The following is an 18,655-nucleotide window of genomic DNA, read 5'->3' on the forward strand; positions in this document are numbered from 1 at the left end:
ATGGTCGATGCTCCGGGCACCCCGCCCCGCACGCGTCCCGGCGTGGTGACGCTCTCCAGTTGGCTGCTCATCCTCGTCGCCGCGATCCAGGTGCTGAACCTGATCGTGGCGCTGACCGTCGTCGGCAAGATCCGCGACGTTCTCACCGACGCGTACGCGGGCACCTCGGCCGAAGGGGCCGGCGACATCGCGTACGCGTTCAGCATCATCACGGCGGTCGTGTCGCTGCTGATCGCGGCCGGGCTCGTCGTCCTCGCGCTGCTGAACAACCGGGGCAAGAACGGCTCCCGGATCACCACCTGGGTGCTGGGCGGCATCCTGTTCTGCTGCACCGGCGGCGGGCTGCTGACCGGTCTCACCGGCGGCATGACGGGCGGCGGCAACACCACCGGTGACGTGCCCAGCTCGGAGGAGATCCAGCGCCGGCTGGAGGACGCGCTGCCGTCCTGGTACACCCCGGTCAACCTGCTGCTGGGTCTGGTCGCGCTGCTCGCCCTGCTGGCCGCGCTGATCCTGCTGGCGCTGCCGAAGGCGAACGAGTTCTTCCGCAAGCCCAAGGCCGGCTGGGAGCCGCCGGTGCCCGGTGGCGCCTACCCGGCGTACCCGTCGCACCCGGGCCAGTCCGGGGATCCGGCGTACCCGTCGTACCCGCCGGCTCCCGGCACCCCGCCGTCGACGCCCGGCGGTCAGCCGCCGTCCGCGCCCGGTGGTCAGCCGGGTGAGCGCCGCGACCCGGAGCCGCCATCCGGAAGTTGACGTCCGGATTGCAGCGACGCCGACGATCCCTCCGAGTAGGTTGCAAGCCGACGCCTACCGGAGGGATCAGTCGTGTCGTACCCCGAACGGGCCGCACCCCGCCGGCCGGGCACGGTCCTCGCCGCGGCGGCGCTGCTGCTGGTGATGGCGGTCGGCGCCGTGGCGTACGCGGTGGTCAACCTGGCCGTCGGCGGCGGCACGGTGGACCGGTTCCGGGACGCGGCAGCCGAGCGGACCGGCGCCAGCGGCGGCGACGTCGACCAGGTGGCCGGTCTGCTGCGCGGCTCCACAGTGCTGGCCGCCGTGCTCGGCGTGCTCGCCGCGCTGCTGCTCGTCGGGCTCGCGCTCGGTCTGCTCGCCGGCCGGTCCGGTGCCCGCACGGCGACCTGGGTGGTCGCCGGCACGGGCCTGCTCTGCGGTTGCTGCGGGCTGGCGGTGCTGGTCGGCCAGCGGGCCGCCCCGCTGCGGCTCGGCGCGGACGACCGGATCACCGCCGACCTGCTGGGGCTCGTCGGCGACGCGTACCCGTCGTGGTGGATCCCGGTGAACGCGACGTTGTCGGTGGCGCAGATCCTCGGCTATCTGGTGGTCGCCGTGCTGCTCACGCTGCCGTCGTCCGGCGCGTTCCTGCGACGCCGTACCGCACCGCTGCGGCTGTCCGGCTACGGCTCGACAGTGTCCGGCGCGGCCGCCCCCGGGCCGACGCCCTGGGGGCCGCCACCCGGCCTGAACCCGCCCCCGTCCGTCCCGCCCGCGACGCCGCCGGGTGGGTTCCCGCCACCTCCCGAGGACAGCCGATGACCGGTGACACCCACCCCTCCCGGCGCCGCGCCCTGGTGACCGGCGCCAGCCTGGGCATCGGCGAGGCGTTCGCCCGCCAGCTCGCCGCCGACGGATGGGACCTCGTCCTGGTGGCCCGGGACGCCGCCCGGCTCGACGCGCTGGCGGCCGAGCTGACCGGCCGGCACGGCGGTGACGTGGAGACGATCGCGGCCGATCTGTCCACCGAGGACGGCTGTGCGGCGGTCGAGCAGCGGCTGACCGCCGGTACGCCGATCGAGCTGCTCGTCAACAACGCCGGCATCAGTCTGAGCACGTCGTTCGTCCGCTCGTCGGTGGCGGACGAGGCGCGGCTGGTCCGGCTCAACGTGCTCGCGGTGCTGCGTCTGACCCACGCCGCCCTCGGTCCGATGATCGAGAGAGGCCACGGGGCAGTGATAAATGTCTCTTCCGTTGCCGGCTTCGGTGTCCCCATGCCGGGATCCACGTACTCGGCCAGCAAGGCGTGGGTGACGAATTTCAGTGAATCGATCGGCCAGTCCGTCGCACCGCTGGGTGTGCGCGTGATGGCGCTCTGTCCCGGCTACACGCGAACCGGAGTTCACGAACGCGCGGGCATCGACATGTCGCGCCTGCCCGCCTGGGCCTGGCTGCGAGCCGACGATGTGGTCGCCGAAGGGCTCCGTGACCTGCGCAAAGGCAAGTCGGTGAGCGTGCCGGACTGGAAGTACAAGGTGGCGGTGGCCGGGCTGCGGCACGCGCCGAAGCGGCTGCTGCGCGGCTTCCGGCGGGACACCCGGGGTGCGGTCGGCCGGCAGCGCGGCTGACCGGCGGCAGCCCGTACGCGCACCGGCCCGGCGGCCGGCCGGGATGGACGGTCGCACAGCGTAGCCGCTCATCGCCACCCGTCGGTCGCCCGCAGGGTTGACCAGGGCAGGCCCGAAACATGGCGCTCAGACTTGCGAAGTACGCTCTTGGGCCATGGGCGACCACGACGACCTGCGCAAATTCATCACTGACCTCGCTGTGGTGCACGGCCGGGTGGTGCTCTCGTCGGGCCGCGAGGCGGACTGGTACGTGGATCTGCGTCGCGTCACGCTCCATCACGAGGCAGCTCCGTTGATCGGCCGGGTCATGCGCGACCTCACCGCCGACTGGGCCTACGACGCGGTCGGCGGGCTGACCCTGGGCGCCGATCCGGTGGCCGCCGCCATGCTGCACGCCTCGGCGGGCACCGGCCACGCGGTCGACGCCTTCGTGGTCCGCAAGGAGGGCAAGGCCCACGGTCTCCAGCGCCGGATCGAGGGGCCGGACGTCTCCGGGCGACGGGTGCTCGCGGTCGAGGACACCTCCACCACCGGTGGAAGTGTGTTGACGGCTGTCGACGCATTGCGTGAGGCAGGGGCCGAGGTGGTGGGTGTGGCGGTTATTGTTGATCGAGGTGCCGGCGACACGGTGCGAGCCGCCGGATTGCCCTATCGGGCGGCCTATACGTTGGCTGACCTCGGCCTTGTGGCGTAAAAGTTTGCCGATTCGGATCTGCTGATATGCAGGCGGATCGATGCTGCTGGTGGAAGGATGGAATACGTGGGAACTGCGTTGGCTGAAATGACCATGCCTCAGATCTCGCCGCTTGCCGGCGAGCCGATCGAACGCGCCGACGCCGAGCGGCTTGCGGGGGTCCTCAAGGCCCTCGCTGACCCCGCCCGGCTGCGGCTGCTCAGCCTGATCCAGTCGGCTCCCGAGGGGGAGGCGTGCGTGTGTGACCTCACCGCGCCGCTCGGCCTCTCGCAGCCGACGGTCAGCCACCACCTGCGAATCCTCACCGAGGCCGGCTTGCTGGAGCGGGAGAAGCGCGGGGTCTGGGCGTACTACCGGCTGGTGCCGTCCGCGATCGCCACGATCGCGGATCTGCTCACCCCGCCGCGGAAGCGGGCCACCAAGAAGGCTCGCTGAAACCTTCGGGCCGACCCGACCGAGGGTCGTCCCGACCGGGTGACCGGTGGCGTGCGAGGGGTGGCGCCATCAGCGCACGGTGACGGCTGTCGTCGTCCGTGTGACCCGGCTGGAGCAGTGCTGTCGAAGGCCGGTCCTCGTCCGAGGGCCGGCCTTCGGCGTCCGTACGTGCTCAGCGGCGGTGCTGACCGCCGTGCCCGTCGCCGTGGCCGGGACGGTGCTCCTCGATGCCCTCCCGGGCCGCCTCCACAGTGCCGGCCACAGTCGCCGCGGTGATGACGGCGACCGCCTCGCCGCGCTTGCGTGCCCGCCGGTCGCGGAGGAACTCGAAGAAGATCGGCAGCACCGAGATCACGATGATCAGCGCGACGACCGGCAGGATGTACCTGTCGATCTTGTCGCCGATGGCGTCGTAGATCTGCCGGGCCAGCAGGTAGCCGATCAGCAGGATGCCGTCCACCCAGAGGACCGCGCCCACCACGTTCCACACGAAGAACTGGCGGGCCGGCATGCCGAGCACCCCGGCCACCGGGTTGAGGAACGTCCGCACGATCGGGATGAACCGGGCCAGCACCACGGCCTTCGCCGGGCCGAACTTCTGGAAGTAGTACTCCGCCTTCTCCACGTACTCCCGCTTGAACAGACGGGAGTTGGGCTTCTCGAACATGCGCCGGCCGTACCGGGCGCCGAGCCAGTGCCCGAGCTGGGCGCCGACGATGGCGCAGAGCGGACCGCCGATCATCAGCCCGGCCAGGGACAGGCGGGTGCCGTCGCCGAAGATGGCGTCGGCCACCGGAGAGGCGGCCACCCCGGCCAGGAACAGCAGCGAGTCGCCCGGGAAGAAGAAGCCGACGAGCAGCCCGGTCTCGGCGAAGAGGATCACCCAGACGCCGATCATGCCGAAGGTGTGGATGAGGTCCTTCGGATCGAGCGGGTTCAGCGCCACGCTCTCGGAGAACATCCGGGTCTTCTCTGCTGTGTCCACGGCCACACAGGGTACCCCGGCCCGGTCCGGCATTTCGGCCGGACCGGGCGTCCTCGTCAGAGGCGGGGGTCGACCGGCTCGGACTCGCAGGCGAGGATCGCGAACACCAGCTCGTGGCGGCGCCAGAGCGGGGCGTCCTCGGCCAGCGCGTCCAGGGCGGCCAGGCCCAGTCCGTGCTCGCGCAGGGCGAGCCCGCGCTTGCGACCCAGCGAACGGCGGCGCAACGCGGCGAGCTGCCCCGCCTCGGTGTACCCGGGACCGTAGATGATCCGCAGGTACTCCCGCCCCCGGCACTTGATCCCCGGCTGGAGCAACGAGCCCTTCGGCGAACGGGCGGCCAGGCCCGCGTACGGCTTGACCACCATGCCCTCGCCACCGGCCGCGGTGAGCGCCAGCCACCACTCGGTGGCGTCGGCCACCGCCGACTCGTCGGCCAGGTCCACCACCCGCCGCCGGGTCGGCGTGAAGAACTCCGGGTCGGCGGCGCAGAGCCGGTCGGCCAGCGCCAGGTGCCAGCCGTGGTCGCGGTCGGCGTAGCTCACCCCGGCCCCGGCCAGCACCGCGAACGGCGCCAGCGTCACCCCGCGCAGCCCGTCGGTCGGCCGGACGTACGCCCGGTAGGCAGCCGAGTAGGCGGTGATCTCGGCGGCCCGCCCGGCCATCCGGTCGCGCAGCCCCGCCACCGGCATCCCGCGCCCGGCGGCGGTGTCCAGCGCGGCGAGCACCGCCGGCAACGCGGCCCGCCCGGCCGCGCCGACCCCGGCGTACTGCTCGCGGATCAGCCCGCTCGCCTTCGCCGACCAGGGCAGCAGCTCGGCGTCGAGCAGCAGCCAGTCGGTGTCCAGCTCGGCCCAGAGGCCGGCGCTGGTGACCGCGTCGCGCACCCGGGTCAGCAGCTCGCCGTCGAGCGGCGGATCGAAGAACGGCCTGCCGGTACGGGTGTGCACCACCCCGCCGCCGAAACGGCCCGGCTCCCGCTCCACGAGCACCACCGCTCGCGAGCCCATGTGCTTCTCCTCGCAGACCACCCGCTCGACGCCCGCCGCGCGATAGTCGGCGAACGCCTCGGCCGGGTGCTCCAGGAACCCGTCCACTGCCGACGTGGAGCAGGGCGCCATGGTCGGCGGCAGCCACACCAGCCGGCCCGGGTCGACCGCGAACCGGCTCATCACCTCCAGCGCGGCGGCGGCGTTCTCGGCCGGCACGGTCAGCGACCCGTACGCGTGGGTGAGGTGCCGTCGCCCGGTCACGTCGGCCAGGTCCAGCACGGTGTCCGGCCGCGACGGCGTGACCGGGACCAGCGGACGTGCCGGGGCGTACCACTCCTTCACCGCCGGGACCGCCACCAGCTCCTTCTCCGGGTAACGCAGCGCGGTGAGCTGCCCGCCGAACACGCAACCGGTGTCCAGGCAGATGGTGTTGTTCACCCACTCCGGCTCGGGCGTCGGCGTGTGCCCGTACACGACCATCGCCGAACCCCGGTAGTCCCGCGCCCACGGGTAGCGCACCGGCAGGCCGTACTCGTCGGTCTCGCCGGTGGTCTCGCCGTAGAGCGCGAACGACCGCACCCGGCCGGACGCCCGCCCGTGGTACGCCTCCTTCAGCCCGGCGTGCGCCACCACGAGCCGGCCGCCGTCGAGCACGAAGTGGCTGACCAGGCCGTCGATGAACGTCTCCACCCCGGCGACGAACTCCGGCGGCTCGGCGGCGAGCTGCTCCATCGTCTCGGCCAGGCCGTGGGTCAGCCGGACGTCCCGGCCGCGCAGCTTGCGCAGCAGCTTCTGCTCGTGGTTGCCCGGCACGCAGATCGCGTGCCCGGCCGCCACCATGCCCATCACCAGGCGGAGCACGCCGGGCGAGTCCGGGCCGCGGTCCACCAGGTCACCGACGAACACCGCGGTACGCCCCGACGGGTGCGCCGCGTCCACCGGGCGGCCCGCGTCGTCGTGCCGCAGCACGTAGCCGAGCCGGGACAGCAGCGCCTCCAGCTCGGTCCGGCAGCCGTGCACGTCCCCGACCACGTCGAACGGGCCGGTCAGCTCGCGCCGGTCGTTGAACAGCTTCTCGTAGCGGATCTCCGCGGCGTCGATCTCGTCCACCCCGCGCAGCACGTGCACCTTGCGGAAGCCCTCGCGGGCCAGCCGCCCGTACGACTGCCGCAGGTCGCGGTGCATCCGGTTGAGTACCTGGCGGCCGTGCGTCCGGTCGGCGCGCGCCTCCGTACGCTCCCAGGCCACCGCCTCCGGCACGTCCAGCACGATCGCCACCGGCAGCACGTCGTGCTCCCGGGCCACCCGGATCAGCCCGGCGCGGGCGTGCGGCTGGAGGTTCGTCGCGTCGACCACAGTCAGCAGTCCCCGCCGCAGCCGGATGGCGGCGACGTGGTGCAGCGCGTCGAACGCGTCGGCGGACGCGGACTGGTCGTTCTCGTCGTCGGCCACCAGGCCGCGGAACGTGTCCGAGGAGAGCACCTGGCTGGGCGCGAAGTGCCGCCGGGCGAACGTCGACTTGCCGGAGCCGGAGACGCCGACGAGCGCCACCAGTGCCAGCTCGGGGATGTCCAGGACGGTCATCGGTTCGTCGCCTCCTTCCGGTCGTTGCTGGTGTTCTCGTTGCGGTCATCCCGCGTCAGCACCGCGATCTGGGTCGGCGTGCCCACCTCCGGGTCCTCGTCGCCGACGCCGCCGAGCACCGCCGTGTAGCCGTGCGCCGCCGCCACCCGGTCCACCCAGGCGGCGAACTCGGCCCGGGTCCACTCGAACCTGTGGTCCGCGTGCCGGAACCGGCCCGGCGCGAGCCCCTCGTAGCGCACGTTGTACTCGACGTTCGGGGTGGTCACCACCACCGTGCCCGGCCGGGCGTGGCCGAACACCGCGTCCTCCAGCGCAGGCAGGCGCGGCGGGTCGAGGTGCTCGACCACCTCCATCAGCACCGCCGCGTCGTACCCCCGGAGCCGGTCGTCCCGGTAGGTGAGCGCGGACTGCCACAGCCGGATCCGGTCCCGCTGCCGCTCCGGAAGCCGGTCCAGGCGCAGCCGCCGGGCCGCCATGCCGAGCGACCGGTCCGACACGTCGACGCCCACCACCTCGGTGAACCGCCGGTCGGCGACGAGCGCGGTGAGCAGCGCACCGCCACCGCAGCCCAGGTCCAGCACCCGGCTCGCTCCGCTGTCCCGCAGCGCGGCGAGCACCGCCTCCCGTCGCCGTACCGCCAGGGAGGCCCGGCGGACGTCCTCCGCCGTCCCGGCCCCGCCGCCCGACGACCCGGCCGGCTCTCCGGTCGACGGCTCGATGCTGTCGTCGGCGGGCGGCTCGTCGGCGAGCCGCAGCTCGGTCAGCCGGGCCATCGCCTCACCCGCGAGCGCCCGGCGGTGCGCCAGATAGCGGCGCGTGATCAGGCCCCGCTCCGGATGACCGGCCAGCCAGCCGGCACCGGCCCGCAGCAGCTTGTCCACCTCGTCCGGTGCCACCCAGTAGTGCTTGGCGTCGTCGAGCACCGGCAGCAGCACGTACAGGTGGTTGAGGGCGTCCGCGAGCCGCAGCGTGCCGGTCAGCGTCAGGTCGACGTAGCGGCTGTCACCCCACTCCGGGTACGTCTCGTCGAGCGGGATCGGGGTGGCAGTCACGGTCCAGCCCAGCGGGGCGAAGATCCGTACCGCCAGCTCGGCACCGCCGCGGCAGCGCAGCACCGGCACCCGTACGGTCAGCGGGATCGCGCTCGCCGCCAGCTCGGGACGGTCGCGCGACTCGCCCCGCAGGGCGGAGCGGAACACCTTCGACAGCGCCGACGAGAGCAGGCTGGAGGCGGCGTACGGACGGTCGTTGACGTACTGCCCGAGCGCGAAGCCCTCCGGCGCCCGGTTCCGGCGGCCGCCGCCCAGCTTGAGCGGATCGACCTCGACCAGCAGCGCCGCGGTGCAGCGCGCCTCGTCCGCCTCCGGGTAGAACACATGCGCGGCACCGGCGGGCAGGTCGAAGCTCTGCACGCGGTCCGGATGCTTCACCAGGAGGTGTCCGAGGTCGGTCGCCGGGCGGTGGGTCGTGGTCAGGGTCAGCAGCACCCATCGATGATCTCGTGATCGCCCGGTTCCTGTCGTGGGGGTTTCCGGGGAGGCCGAATCCCGCCGCAATGTTCCGGCTGCCCGGGACCGTCCATGGAACGGGACACCGGGAGGTGCAGTGACGTACGAGGAGTTCGCCGACGCGCGGTTGGGCGCCCTGCTGCGGTACGCGGTCATGCTGACCGGGGATCCGCACCAGGCCCAGGACATCGTGCAGGAGACCATGGTCCGGGTCCAGCTCAACTGGCGGCGGGTGGCCCGCACCGACGCCCCGGAGCGGTACGTGCGCCGGATGCTCACCAACCAGTTCATCGACTGGCGGCGCGGATCGTGGGCGCGGCGGGTGCTGCTGCGCGGCGAGGCGGACGAGTCGGTGGCCGCGCCGACCGACCACGCCCAGTCCGCCGTGGACCGGGACCAGGTCCGGTCCTGGCTGTCCCGGTTGCCCCGGCGGCAGCGGGCCGCGCTGGTGCTGCGCTACTACGAGGACCTGCCGGACGGGGAGATCGCCGAGATCCTCGGCTGCGCCGTCGGCACGGTCCGGTCCAGCATCTCGCGCGCGCTGGCCACCCTCCGAGCCGAACTCGTGGAGGTCTGCTGATGATCGAGGACGAGCTGCGGGCCGCGTTCGCCCGCCTCGAGGAGTCGACCCCGCCCGTCGGCCCGGTCCGGGCCGCCGTCGACCGGGCGGTGATCAGTCGCCGTCGGCGCCGTCGGCGCGTACGCCTGGCCGGGACGGCCCTGGCGGTCGCCGCCGTCGCGCTTGTCGGTTTCACGGCGATGGCGCCCCGGCCGCCGGCGCCGACGGCGGCGCCCGCGCCCCCCACGCCGGTGCCGGAGCCCGGCGGCGCGTTGAACCTGCTGCTGCTCGGCGTCGACCAGTCGGTCGGCAGCCGGCGCGCCGACTCGGTGCTGCTGGTGCACCTTCCGGCCGACCGGAGCCGGCTCCACCTCGTGTCGTTCCCGCGTGACCTGCTGGTGCCGGTGCCGCCGCAGGGCGGGACGGAGAAGCTCAATGCGACGTTCTCCCGTGCCGCCGGTTCGGGCACCGACCTGGCCGCCGGCTACCGCGCGACCCGCCAGGCGGTCGCCCGGCTGACCGGGGTACGCGTCGACGCCGGCGCGGTGCTCACGTACCCGGGGGCGCGTGAGCTGACCGACGCGGTCGGCGGCGTGCCGGTCTGCCTGCCGGCGCCGGTGCGTTCGGTGCACACCGAGCGGCGTTTCCCGGCCGGTTGCCAGCGGCTCGACGGCGCGGCGGCGGTGGACCTGCTGCGGCAGCGGTACGGCCTGCGCGACGGCGGGCTGGACCGGGACCGCAACGCGGCCCGCTACGCCGCCGGTCTGCTCCGCCAGCTTCGGGAGCAGGGCACGGCGACCGATCCGGCGCAACTCGGCCGGCTGCTCCTGCGGATCGGACCGGCCGTCACGGCCGACACCGGCGACCTGTCGCTGCCGGCGCTGGTGGCCGCGGCCGGCCGAACCGCCGCGGCCGAGCCGGTCGCGCTCGCCTTCCCGGTACGGGACGAGTGGAACGGTCGCGGGTACGAGCCGGACCCGGAACTCGCCCCCGGGTTCCTGGAGGCGTTGCGCGCGGACCGGCTGGGGCAGTGGGCCGCAGAACACCCGGGTCAGGTCACCGCCCTGCGGTGACCGGGCACCGGGTCAGCGGTAGTCGTCCTCGTCGGCGGCGACGACGCGGGCCTGCTCCATGGCGTCCCAGTCGTCGACCTCCATGCCCCGGTGCGGCTCGCCGTCTGTCTCGTCGGTCACTGTGGTGGCCTGCTCCACCGCGTCGGCCGGCTCGGCCTCCAGATCCCGCTCCTCCGGGGCGAGGTGGTCACTGGGGGCGAAGTCCTCGTCGGGCTGACCCATCGTCCCTCCCTGTTCTCCGTGCGGGCATCGTCCCCACCACCGTACGGGCTGCTCCGGGCCGCCGCTGGGTGGCGGGCGGAACGGCGGAGTCGGCGATTGTCCCGCTCCCGGCGCGCGGCCGGTGCCAGGATGGGAGGCATGGGCTTCCTGATCCGACTGGCGATCACCGCGGTCGCGTTGTGGATCGCGACGCTGATCGTGCCCGGAGTGGAGGTGAGCGGCCGTAACACCGGCAGCAACGTGCTCACCCTGATCGTGGTGGCACTGGTCTTCGGTGTGGTCAACGCGGTGCTCAAGCCGCTCATCAAGGTGTTCGGCTGCGTGTTCTACCTGCTCACGCTCGGCCTGTTCGCGCTCGTGGTGAACGCGCTGCTGTTCCTGCTCACCGACTGGATCGCCGGGGTGCTGAAGCTCCCGTTCCACGTGGACGGCTTCTGGGCCGCCTTCTGGGGCGCCATCGTGGTCGCGGTGGTGAGCTGGCTGATCAGCGTCATCGTGCCGGACCGGCTGGAGAATCGGTGAGCGGCGTCCGGGCCGGTTGTGCCCGGCTCACGCTCCTACGGGATACTGCCCGCGGTGGACAGCGCGGTCCGGCGCAGCCGTGGACGTCAGCGACCGGAACGGTCGGCTCCGGGGAAGACCCGGGGCCGGAACGGCCGCCCTCCATGGAAGACAGCGGCCTGCACGGCCGAGAGCGGTAAGTAAGGAGCGTTCGACATGCCCATCGCTTCCCCCGAGGCTTACGCGGAGATGCTGGACCGGGCCAAGGCCGGCCGGTACGCGTACCCCGCGATCAACGTGACCTCCTCGCAGACGCTGAACGCGGCGCTCAAGGGCTTCGCCGATGCGGAGAGCGACGGCATCATCCAGGTCTCCACCGGCGGCGCGGAATACCTGTCCGGCCCGTCCGTGAAGGACATGGTGACCGGCGCTGTGGCGTTCGCCGCGTACGCGCACGAGGTCGCCAAGAAGTACCCGGTGAACATCGCGCTGCACACCGACCACTGCCCGAAGGACAAGCTGGACAAGTTCGTCCGGCCGCTGATGGCCATCTCGCAGGAGCGCGTCAAGGGCGGCCAGGAGCCGCTGTTCCAGTCGCACATGTGGGACGGCTCGGCCGTGCCGGTGGCGGAGAACCTGGAGATCGCCGAGCAGCTCCTCGCCGAGGCCGCCAAGGGCAAGATCGTCCTGGAGATCGAGGTGGGCGTCGTCGGCGGCGAGGAGGACGGCGTCGAGAACGCCATCAACGACAAGCTCTACACCACCGTCGACGACGGCCTGGCCATGGTCGACGCGCTCGGCCTGGGCGAGAAGGGCCGCTACATGGCGGCGCTGACCTTCGGCAACGTGCACGGCGTCTACAAGCCGGGCAACGTCAAGCTCCGTCCCGAGGTGCTCAAGCAGATCCAGGACGCGGTCGGCGCCAAGTACGGCAAGGACAAGCCGCTCAGCCTGGTCTTCCACGGCGGCTCCGGCTCGCTGCTGTCGGAGATCCGGGAGGCGCTGGACTACGGCGTGGTGAAGATGAACATCGACACCGACACCCAGTACACCTTCACCCGCCCGGTCGCGGACCACATGTTCCGCAACTACGACGGCGTGCTCAAGGTCGACGGCGAGGTCGGCAACAAGAAGATGTACGACCCGCGTGTCTGGGGCAAGGCCGCCGAGGCCGGCATGGCCGCCCGCGTGGTCGAGGCCTGCGAGCACCTGCGCTCCACCGGCACCACCATGAAGTGACACCCCGCGTGTAAGGAAGGGCCCCTTGTTAACGCTCGGCGTTAACAAGGGGCCCTTCCTCTACCGGAGGCGTTAAAAGGGGGCCCTTCCTTTCACTGCACCAGCACCCGGACGGCGTCGCGCACGTCGTCGGTCAGATGGATCGTGTGCGACAGGTCGCCGAACGGGGACGCGGCGAACAGCGGCCGCAGCAGCGACTCCACCGGCAGCTCGGTGGTCCAGTACGTGCGGTCCAGGAAGACGTACGCCCCGCTCGCCCCGTCGGTGCCGTAGAACGTCTTGGTGGCCGCCTGGAACACCTCCTGCACGGTGCCGGCCTTGCCGGGCGCGAACACGATCCCGCCCCGGGCCAGCCGCAGGATCGTGTCCTCCCGGATGGCGTTGGAGAAGTACTTGGCGATCCGGCCCGCGAACAGGTTCGCCGGCTCGTGGCCGTACAACCAGGTGGGGATGGCCAGCCCGCCGGAACGGGCCCACCCGGTTCCTGGCGCCGATGGGCGGGGCGAGGGCAGCGACGTGCCGTCCGCGTACCGCTTGCGTACCGCCAGCGCCGCCGCCGTGTACCGGTCGTGGTCGGTGAAGTCCGGCGCGACGGCGAGCACGTCGATCGCGGCGGACAGCTCCTCGGCCGGCCAGGCCGCGAGGAACGCGCCGAGGTTCGCCGCCTCCATCACACCCGGACCGCCGCCTGTGACCACCAGGCGGTCGGCCCGCGCCAGCTCCCAGCCCAGCACGGCGGCCATCCGGTACGCGACGCTGCCGCGCGGCACCGCGTGCCCGCCCATCACACCCACCACCGACTGCGGCCCGTGCGCGGCCAGCCACGACCGGGTGGCGTCGGCCAGCGCGTTGTCCACGCCGTGGTCGTGCAGTCGCTGACCGAGCGCCTCGCGTACGTCCGGCAGCGCGCCGCCGTGCGCCCGGAAGTGCGCGTACACCCGGGTGTCGTACATCCCGGCGAACCCGCCCTCGGCGAACCCGGCGGCCAGTTCGTCGGCGGTGTAGAGGTGCGACGGCTGGGTCGGGTAGGGCAGCCCGGAGAACGGAGGGACGACGTTGGCGCCCCGGCGGACCAGGTCCGCGCCCACCTCGCGGCCGGCGAAGCGGCAGCCCACGAAGAGCGTGCCGGTGACGTCGACGTCGCGCAGGTCGGGAACCGGGTCGAGGTCGAGGCGCAGGCCCTGCACGGTCAGACCGGCCAGGGTTCCCCCGGCCAGCCGCTGCTCGAACGCGGTGCGGGTCTCGATCTCGTTGACGTGGGGCGCGTGCGGCTCGATGACGTCCGCGGGCGGTGGGGTCGGCACCAGGCCATCCTGCCCCCGCGCGGCAAGTGCCGAAACCGGGGGCGGGAACGACAGGAGCCCGGCGGGCACGCCGCCGGGCTCCTGCGTAACCGGGTCCTGGGGAGGCTCCGGATCTGTATTTGTAGTGCAAGAACCACGGCGGCGGCATGGGCCGCGGGTACGTGTGCTCCCGCCGCAGGCGTGACGAAACCCTCAGCCGTTCAGCCAACCGTACGGGCGAGGCCCCTCGCGTACCCGAGGGCGAAGCGGGTTGAATGGGGCGATGCAGAACCTGTTGCCTGAGCCACCGGCCACCCTGCTCCCGGTCCACGAGGAGGCCGACGCCGCGCTGGCGGCGGCGGCCGAGCAGGGCACCGACGAGGCGTACGCCGAGGTCGCGGCCCGATTCCCGACCTACAGTGCGGCCTGGGCCGCGCTGGCCGGCCGCGCGCTCACCGCGGGTCAGGTCGTCACGGCGTACGCGTACGCCCGCACCGGCTACCACCGGGGCCTGGACCAGCTGCGCCGCAGCGGCTGGAAGGGCCACGGTCCGGTGCCCTGGTCGCACAAGCCCAACCGCGGCTTCCTCCGCTGCCTCTACGTGCTGTCCCGCGCCGCGGGGGAGATCGGCGAGGCGGACGAGGCGGCCCGGTGCGCCCAGTTCCTCCGCGACTGCGACCCGGCCGCCGGAGACGCGCTCTCCGGCGACTGACCACTGCCGCGACGGCCGGTCCCGACCCGGGCGCCGGCCGTCGCGCCCGTCCTACAGCCCTTCCGCCACCGACGCGGCGATCTTCAGCCAGGCGTCCCGGGTGGCGGAGGAGAGCTGCCCGTACCGCAGCGGCTCGCCGGTGTCGATGAGCCGCTCGTACGGCGCCAGCAGCACCGCCCGGGTCCGCGCCGCGAAGTGGGCCTGGATCGCGGGCAGGTCGATCTCCTTGCGCGACGGCGGCATCGAGACCACGGTGACCGCCTGCCGGACCAGCCGCTGCCGGCCGCTCTGCTCCAGGTGGTCGAGCATCCGCGCGGCGGTCTCGGCCGAGTCGTTACGGGCCGACATGGTCACCACGAGCTGGTCGGTGGCGTCCATCGCGGCCTGCCAGTTCTGCGCCCGGACGTTGTTCCCGGTGTCCACGAAGATCAGCTTGTAGAACCGGCTGACCACCTCACGGATCTCCGCGAACGCGGCGGCGGTGAGCATCTCGCCGCCGGTCGCGGACTCGTCCGAGGCCAGCACGTCGAACATGCCCTCGCCCTGCGAGCGGACGTACTGCGACAGGTCGCCCACCCGGCCGTGCGGTCCCTGGAACTGAGCCAGGTCCCGCAGCATGTCCCGCACCGTACGGGCGTGGAAGTCCTGCTGCGCCCGCATGCCGAGGGTGCCCTGGGTCTCGTTGTTGTCCCAGGCCAGCACGTATCCGCCGCGCTTCTGGCCGAACGTCATGGCGAGCAGCAGGATCGCCACCGTCTTGCCGGCGCCGCCCTTCGGGTTGACCACTGTCACCTGGCGCAGGCCGCCGAAGTTGCGGCGGACCATCTCGATGTCGCGCTTCATCTCCTGCTCGTGCCGCCCGGGCGCGAGCCGGACCAGCCCGATCTTGTTGACCACCGCGCGTACGCCCATGGTGGCCACCGGGTCGACCGGCCGGGCCTGGCGGCGGCGGGCGAAGTCCTCGGCGGTCGGGGGCACCGCCTGCTGCGGCGTCCAGCCCTGCTCCGGGTGGGGTGCTCCGGGCTGAGGTGGTGGCGGCACCACCGGGCCGGACACCGGCGCCTGCGGAGGCAGCGGGCCGCCCGGCTGCGGCACGCCGGTCTGGGGCGTCCAGCCGGGCGGCGGGTACCAGCCGGGCTGACCCGGTTGTGGCTGGTAGCCGGGCGACGGGTAGCCGTTGCCGTACGGGGACGGCTGTGCCGGTACGCCCGGCGACGGCGGGAACGGCCCGAGTCGGGGCGCCTGCTCGGGTGCGCCCGTCCCTGCCGGTCCCGTACCGGATTCCGGCGACGGCTGCGTCCCGGCGACGGTGGCCCGGCCGGACACCGTGCCGTCCTCGGGGAGGGCGTCAGACGGCGGGGGCGGTGCCACGGTGGCCCGGCCGGACGCGGTGCCGTCGGTGGAGAGTGCCTCGGGCGGGGGCGGTGCCACGGTGGCGCGGCCGGACGCGATGCCGTCGGCCTCCACCGCCTCGGACGGCGGCGCCGTGGCGTCGGCGAGGTCCGGCGTGGTGGCGGAGTCAGACCCGGCCCGCTGTGGCGGCTGTGCCCACGGCGAGCCGGGCCGTCCGTTCCCGGCGCCCTCGCCGGCGGTCGCCGTTCCGGCAGTGCCGGGGGCGGGCGTGGTCGCCGGGACGGGTGCCGTCGGCGTACCGGGCGCCGCCGGTGAGCCGGATGCCGCCGGTGAGCCGGATGCCGCCGGTTCCGGCTGGGCCGGTGACGGGGCGGAGGTCGCCCGGTCGAGCGTGAACGGCAGGTCCAGGTCGACAGCGGGTGCCTGGGGCGCCGGAACGTCCGCCGCCACCGGCGCCTGGGGCGCCGGGACGTCCGCGGCCACCGGCGTGGGAGCGTCGGCGGGCGGGAGCGGCCAGGGCACCGACGCCCACGGCGGGATCGTGGCCGCCGCCGCGTCGGTCTCCTCCGGCGGCCACAGCGGCTCGACGTCCCGCTGCGGCACCTGCGGTCGGCCCGGTACGTGGGCCCGGTCGTCGTTCTCGTGCACCACGGTTCCTCCCCATTCCTTCCGCCGAGGATAGGCGGTCCGGCCAGCGCCGCGAGCCGGGTGGGGATCGACCGAGGTCAGCCCGTCCAGACCGCCCAGGCGCCCGGCTCGGTCCACCAGGAGCGCTTGCGGCTCAGCTCGCCCTCGACGCCGTCGTCGAGGAAGGGCACCTTCTCGTCGCGGGGCACCACCGCCACCGCACGTCCCCGCGCCCGGCGTACCTCCAGCCGGACCTTCTTCCGGCCCAACGCCGACCGGGTCACCACTGGTACGGCGACGCCCACCGTCACCCGCCCGTCGGCCGGATCCGGGCCGCCCAGCAGGTCGACCTCGCCCAGGCGCGCGTACCCGCCCGCGTTGCCGATCGCGCACGCGGTGATCGGCTCCGAACCGTCGCTCAGCACCGTGCCGTCGACCTCGACCCGGGCCCGCCAGTGCAGCGGACGGCCCGCGTCGTCGGCGGCGCCGAGCAGCGCCCCGTCCAGCGTCACCGAGCCGCCGTCGTTGCGCAGCAGGTCAAGCCGCCGGGCTGTGCCGTCCAGCACCGCGGCGGCCACACCCGCCGGATCCCGGGGCAGCCCGAGCTGCGCGGCCAGGTCCCGCGCCGTCCCGGACCGGGCCGGATCGAGCGGGAGTACGCCCACAGGCGGCAGGTCGGGCACCGTACGGTTGGCGGCCAGGTCCGCGGGGCGGCGACTCGGCGGCGGAGCGTACCGCCGGACCAGCCGGCGCAGGACGGCGCGCAACTGACCGTCACTGGCCGTGGCGACGATGAGCCGGGTCTTGCCGTCGGAGTCCGGCCAGGTGAGGCCGTCGGCGCGCGGCGGGCCGTCGAGGCGGGCCAGCACCTCGTCGATCTCGGAGTCCGACCGGGCGGTCACGGTGGTCACCCGGGCACCCCGGGCGGTCAGCTCGTCCGCACAGGCCAGCACCGGTACGCGCGGCGTCTCGCAGCGCTCCTCGCCGCTCTCGGCGGCGGTGTCGTCCGCGCCGCCGCAGCAGGCGCCGCCGCTGCCGCAGCCACCACCGGGAGCGTCCCGCTCCGAGCCGAGGGTGAGCAGCACCACGTCGTACACGAAGGAGCCTCCTGCTTCTCGACCAACCCCTGCTGGTCCCGCCGTCACTACTTGTTAGCCTGACACCCCGGGCTCGCTGACCGGTCGCCACCTGGCACCCGAGCCTTCTGGAGGCGAGAAGATGCCAGCGATCGTGCTGCTCGGCGCCCAGTGGGGCGACGAGGGCAAGGGCAAGGTTACCGACCTGCTGGGTGAGCGGGTCGACTACGTCGTGCGCTACTCCGGCGGCAACAACGCAGGCCACACGGTGATCACGCCGGACGGCCAGAAGTATGCGCTGCACCTCATGCCGTCCGGGGCGCTGTCACCGAGCGCGATGATCGTGATCGGCAACGGCGTGGTGGTCGACCCGAAGGTGCTGCTCCAGGAGATCGACGGGCTCGCCGAGCGCGGCGTGGACGTGTCCCGCCTGCGTATCTCCGGCGACGCGCACCTGATCATGCCGCACCACCGCGCGCTGGACCGGGTGGTCGAGCGCTACCTGGGCAGCTCCCGTATCGGCACCACCGGCCGGGGCATCGGTCCCGCGTACGGCGACAAGGTCGCCCGGATGGGCATCCGGCTCCAGGACCTGCTCGACCCGGGCATCCTGCGCAAAAAGCTGGAGCTGGCGCTCCGCGAGAAGAACCAGCTGCTGTTCAAGGTCTACAACCGCAAGGCGATCGACGTCGAGGAGACCGTCGAGGAGTACCTCCAGTACGCCGAGCGGCTGCGCCCGTACATCGCCGAGACCCGGGTCATGCTCTGGGACGCGCTCGACCGCGGCGAGACCGTGCTGCTGGAGGGCGCCCAGGCCACCATGCTCGACATGGACCACGGCACCTACCCGTTCGTCACCTCGTCGAACCCGACGGCCGGCGGGGCGTGCGTGGGCGCGGGCATCCCGCCGACCGCGATCACCAAGGTCATCGCGGTGAGCAAGGCGTACACGACGCGGGTGGGCTCGGGCCCGTTCCCGACCGAGCTGTTCGACGACAACGGGCAGCACCTGCGCAAGGTCGGCCACGAGTACGGCACCACCACCGGCCGGGAGCGCCGCTGCGGCTGGTTCGACGCCGTGGTGGCCCGGTACGCGTGCCGCCTCAACGGCGTCACCGACCTGGTGGTCACCAAGCTGGACGTGCTGACCGGCCTGGCCAAGGTGCCGATCTGCGTCGGGTACGAGATCAACGGCGAGCGCTTCGACGACATGCCGATGACGCAGACCGACTTCCACCACGCCACGCCGATCTACGAAGAGCTCGACGGCTGGTGGGAGGACATCACGAAGGCGCGGACCGAGGACGAGCTCCCGGAGAACGCCCGCCGCTACATCGCCCGTATCGAGGAGCTGACCGGCACCCGGGTGAGCGTGGTGGGCGTGGGTCCAGGCCGAGAGGAAAACGTCCTCCGCCACCCCCTCCTCCCCTAACCCCACCCCACCCCACCCCC

18 protein-coding genes are annotated in these 18,655 nt (G+C 73.2%); 11 read left to right on the forward strand and 7 right to left on the reverse strand.

The window, feature by feature from the left end; genetic code table 11:
* The 5 genes from IF06_RS0107155 (at window position 1) to IF06_RS0107175 (ending at window position 3,492) form a co-directional block, all read left to right on the forward strand.
* On the forward strand, window positions 1–756 hold the full coding sequence (locus IF06_RS0107155) for a hypothetical protein (protein WP_030269731.1): 756 nt from the start codon (window positions 1–3) through the stop codon (window positions 754–756).
* Window positions 757–828: 72 nt separating this feature from the next.
* Window positions 829–1,557 carry a hypothetical protein gene (locus IF06_RS0107160; protein WP_030269733.1) on the forward strand — a complete coding sequence of 243 codons (729 nt, stop codon included), beginning with the start codon at window positions 829–831 and terminating at the stop codon, window positions 1,555–1,557.
* Window positions 1,554–2,363 (forward strand): SDR family NAD(P)-dependent oxidoreductase, encoded by an 810-nt coding sequence (locus tag IF06_RS0107165; RefSeq protein ID WP_030269734.1) that lies wholly within the window; start codon window positions 1,554–1,556, stop codon window positions 2,361–2,363. Before IF06_RS0107160 ends, IF06_RS0107165 begins: the two co-directional genes overlap by 4 nt.
* A gap of 154 nt (window positions 2,364–2,517) precedes the next feature.
* Window positions 2,518–3,057 carry an orotate phosphoribosyltransferase gene (gene pyrE / locus IF06_RS0107170; protein ID WP_013283387.1) on the forward strand — a complete coding sequence of 180 codons (540 nt, stop codon included), beginning with the start codon at window positions 2,518–2,520 and terminating at the stop codon, window positions 3,055–3,057.
* 57 nt (window positions 3,058–3,114) lie between these two features.
* Window positions 3,115–3,492: an ArsR/SmtB family transcription factor gene (locus tag IF06_RS0107175; protein ID WP_007454255.1), complete on the forward strand. Its 378-nt coding sequence runs from the start codon at window positions 3,115–3,117 to the stop codon at window positions 3,490–3,492.
* A 172-nt stretch (window positions 3,493–3,664) separates the two neighbouring features.
* On the opposite strand, the gene IF06_RS0107180 is transcribed toward IF06_RS0107175, so the two are convergent.
* Genes IF06_RS0107180 through IF06_RS0107190 form a run of 3 tightly spaced genes read right to left on the reverse strand, consistent with a single transcriptional unit; the run spans window position 3,665 to window position 8,537 of the window.
* Complete coding sequence (locus IF06_RS0107180) at window positions 3,665–4,510, reverse strand: DedA family protein (protein ID WP_030269737.1); 846 nt, start codon at window positions 4,508–4,510, stop codon at window positions 3,665–3,667.
* Between the two features lie 23 nt (window positions 4,511–4,533).
* Window positions 4,534–7,050, reverse strand: coding sequence for a polynucleotide kinase-phosphatase (locus IF06_RS0107185; RefSeq protein ID WP_030269739.1), 2,517 nt, complete (start codon window positions 7,048–7,050; stop codon window positions 4,534–4,536).
* Window positions 7,047–8,537, reverse strand: coding sequence for a 3' terminal RNA ribose 2'-O-methyltransferase Hen1 (locus IF06_RS0107190; protein ID WP_030269740.1), 1,491 nt, complete (start codon window positions 8,535–8,537; stop codon window positions 7,047–7,049). Before IF06_RS0107190 ends, IF06_RS0107185 begins: the two co-directional genes overlap by 4 nt.
* A gap of 118 nt (window positions 8,538–8,655) precedes the next feature.
* Here IF06_RS0107190 and IF06_RS0107195 point away from each other — a divergent pair, with 118 nt between their 5' ends.
* Both IF06_RS0107195 and IF06_RS0107200 read left to right on the forward strand, forming a co-directional pair.
* Window positions 8,656–9,138 carry a SigE family RNA polymerase sigma factor gene (locus IF06_RS0107195; protein WP_030269742.1) on the forward strand — a complete coding sequence of 161 codons (483 nt, stop codon included), beginning with the start codon at window positions 8,656–8,658 and terminating at the stop codon, window positions 9,136–9,138.
* Window positions 9,138–10,190, forward strand: a complete 1,053-nt coding sequence (locus tag IF06_RS0107200) for an LCP family protein (protein WP_030269744.1) — start codon at window positions 9,138–9,140, stop codon at window positions 10,188–10,190. The genes IF06_RS0107195 and IF06_RS0107200 overlap by 1 nt, the downstream gene beginning before the upstream one ends.
* A 12-nt stretch (window positions 10,191–10,202) precedes the next feature.
* Here the strand turns inward: IF06_RS0107200 and IF06_RS0107205 are convergent, their stop codons facing one another.
* Window positions 10,203–10,412, reverse strand: coding sequence for a hypothetical protein (locus IF06_RS0107205; RefSeq protein WP_013283392.1), 210 nt, complete (start codon window positions 10,410–10,412; stop codon window positions 10,203–10,205).
* A 138-nt stretch (window positions 10,413–10,550) separates the two neighbouring features.
* On the opposite strand from IF06_RS0107205, the gene IF06_RS0107210 reads away from it, so the two are divergent.
* Together IF06_RS0107210 and fbaA are read left to right on the forward strand one after the other, a co-directional pair.
* Window positions 10,551–10,934, forward strand: coding sequence for a phage holin family protein (locus tag IF06_RS0107210; protein ID WP_013283393.1), 384 nt, complete (start codon window positions 10,551–10,553; stop codon window positions 10,932–10,934).
* A 195-nt stretch (window positions 10,935–11,129) separates the two neighbouring features.
* Entirely contained in the window at window positions 11,130–12,152 is a 1,023-nt protein-coding gene (gene fbaA, locus IF06_RS0107215; RefSeq protein ID WP_013283394.1) for a class II fructose-bisphosphate aldolase, read from the forward strand.
* Between the two features lie 92 nt (window positions 12,153–12,244).
* Here fbaA and IF06_RS0107220 read toward each other — a convergent pair whose 3' ends face one another.
* Window positions 12,245–13,456 (reverse strand): LOG family protein, encoded by a 1,212-nt coding sequence (locus IF06_RS0107220; protein WP_232236634.1) that lies wholly within the window; start codon window positions 13,454–13,456, stop codon window positions 12,245–12,247.
* Between the two features lie 262 nt (window positions 13,457–13,718).
* Here IF06_RS0107220 and IF06_RS0107225 point away from each other — a divergent pair, with 262 nt between their 5' ends.
* Window positions 13,719–14,147 (forward strand): DUF3151 domain-containing protein, encoded by a 429-nt coding sequence (locus IF06_RS0107225; protein ID WP_013283396.1) that lies wholly within the window; start codon window positions 13,719–13,721, stop codon window positions 14,145–14,147.
* 51 nt (window positions 14,148–14,198) lie between these two features.
* Here IF06_RS0107225 and IF06_RS0107230 read toward each other — a convergent pair whose 3' ends face one another.
* Both IF06_RS0107230 and IF06_RS0107235 read right to left on the reverse strand, forming a co-directional pair.
* Window positions 14,199–16,151, reverse strand: coding sequence for a MinD/ParA family ATP-binding protein (locus IF06_RS0107230; RefSeq protein ID WP_030269750.1), 1,953 nt, complete (start codon window positions 16,149–16,151; stop codon window positions 14,199–14,201).
* A 74-nt stretch (window positions 16,152–16,225) separates the two neighbouring features.
* The gene (locus tag IF06_RS0107235; RefSeq protein WP_013283398.1) at window positions 16,226–17,224 is read right to left on the reverse strand and encodes a diacylglycerol kinase family protein; all 999 of its coding nucleotides are present in this window, start codon (window positions 17,222–17,224) and stop codon (window positions 16,226–16,228) included.
* Window positions 17,225–17,345: 121 nt separating this feature from the next.
* Here IF06_RS0107235 and IF06_RS0107240 point away from each other — a divergent pair, with 121 nt between their 5' ends.
* A complete protein-coding gene (locus tag IF06_RS0107240; RefSeq protein WP_013473426.1) occupies window positions 17,346–18,635 on the forward strand; it encodes an adenylosuccinate synthase in 1,290 nt (429 codons plus the stop codon).
* Window positions 18,636–18,655 lie beyond the last annotated feature (20 nt).

Source organism: Micromonospora globosa (genome assembly GCF_000717585.1).
Taxonomy (GTDB): domain Bacteria; phylum Actinomycetota; class Actinomycetes; order Mycobacteriales; family Micromonosporaceae; genus Micromonospora; species Micromonospora aurantiaca.

Bases quoted from the DNA above. Each gene is read 5' to 3' on its own strand.
- IF06_RS0107155 (WP_030269731.1), top strand. From the start codon at position 1: ATGGTCGATGCTCCGGGCACCCCGCCCCGCACGCGTCCCGGCGTGGTG.
- IF06_RS0107165 (WP_030269734.1), top strand. From the start codon at position 1,554: ATGACCGGTGACACCCACCCCTCCCGGCGCCGCGCCCTGGTGACCGGC.
- pyrE (WP_013283387.1), top strand. From the start codon at position 2,518: ATGGGCGACCACGACGACCTGCGCAAATTCATCACTGACCTCGCTGTG.
- IF06_RS0107175 (WP_007454255.1), top strand. From the start codon at position 3,115: ATGGAATACGTGGGAACTGCGTTGGCTGAAATGACCATGCCTCAGATC.
- IF06_RS0107180 (WP_030269737.1), bottom strand. From the start codon at position 4,510: ATGCCGGACCGGGCCGGGGTACCCTGTGTGGCCGTGGACACAGCAGAG.
- IF06_RS0107185 (WP_030269739.1), bottom strand. From the start codon at position 7,050: ATGACCGTCCTGGACATCCCCGAGCTGGCACTGGTGGCGCTCGTCGGC.
- IF06_RS0107200 (WP_030269744.1), top strand. From the start codon at position 9,138: ATGATCGAGGACGAGCTGCGGGCCGCGTTCGCCCGCCTCGAGGAGTCG.
- IF06_RS0107205 (WP_013283392.1), bottom strand. From the start codon at position 10,412: ATGGGTCAGCCCGACGAGGACTTCGCCCCCAGTGACCACCTCGCCCCG.
- IF06_RS0107210 (WP_013283393.1), top strand. From the start codon at position 10,551: ATGGGCTTCCTGATCCGACTGGCGATCACCGCGGTCGCGTTGTGGATC.
- fbaA (WP_013283394.1), top strand. From the start codon at position 11,130: ATGCCCATCGCTTCCCCCGAGGCTTACGCGGAGATGCTGGACCGGGCC.
- IF06_RS0107225 (WP_013283396.1), top strand. From the start codon at position 13,719: ATGCAGAACCTGTTGCCTGAGCCACCGGCCACCCTGCTCCCGGTCCAC.
- IF06_RS0107240 (WP_013473426.1), top strand. From the start codon at position 17,346: ATGCCAGCGATCGTGCTGCTCGGCGCCCAGTGGGGCGACGAGGGCAAG.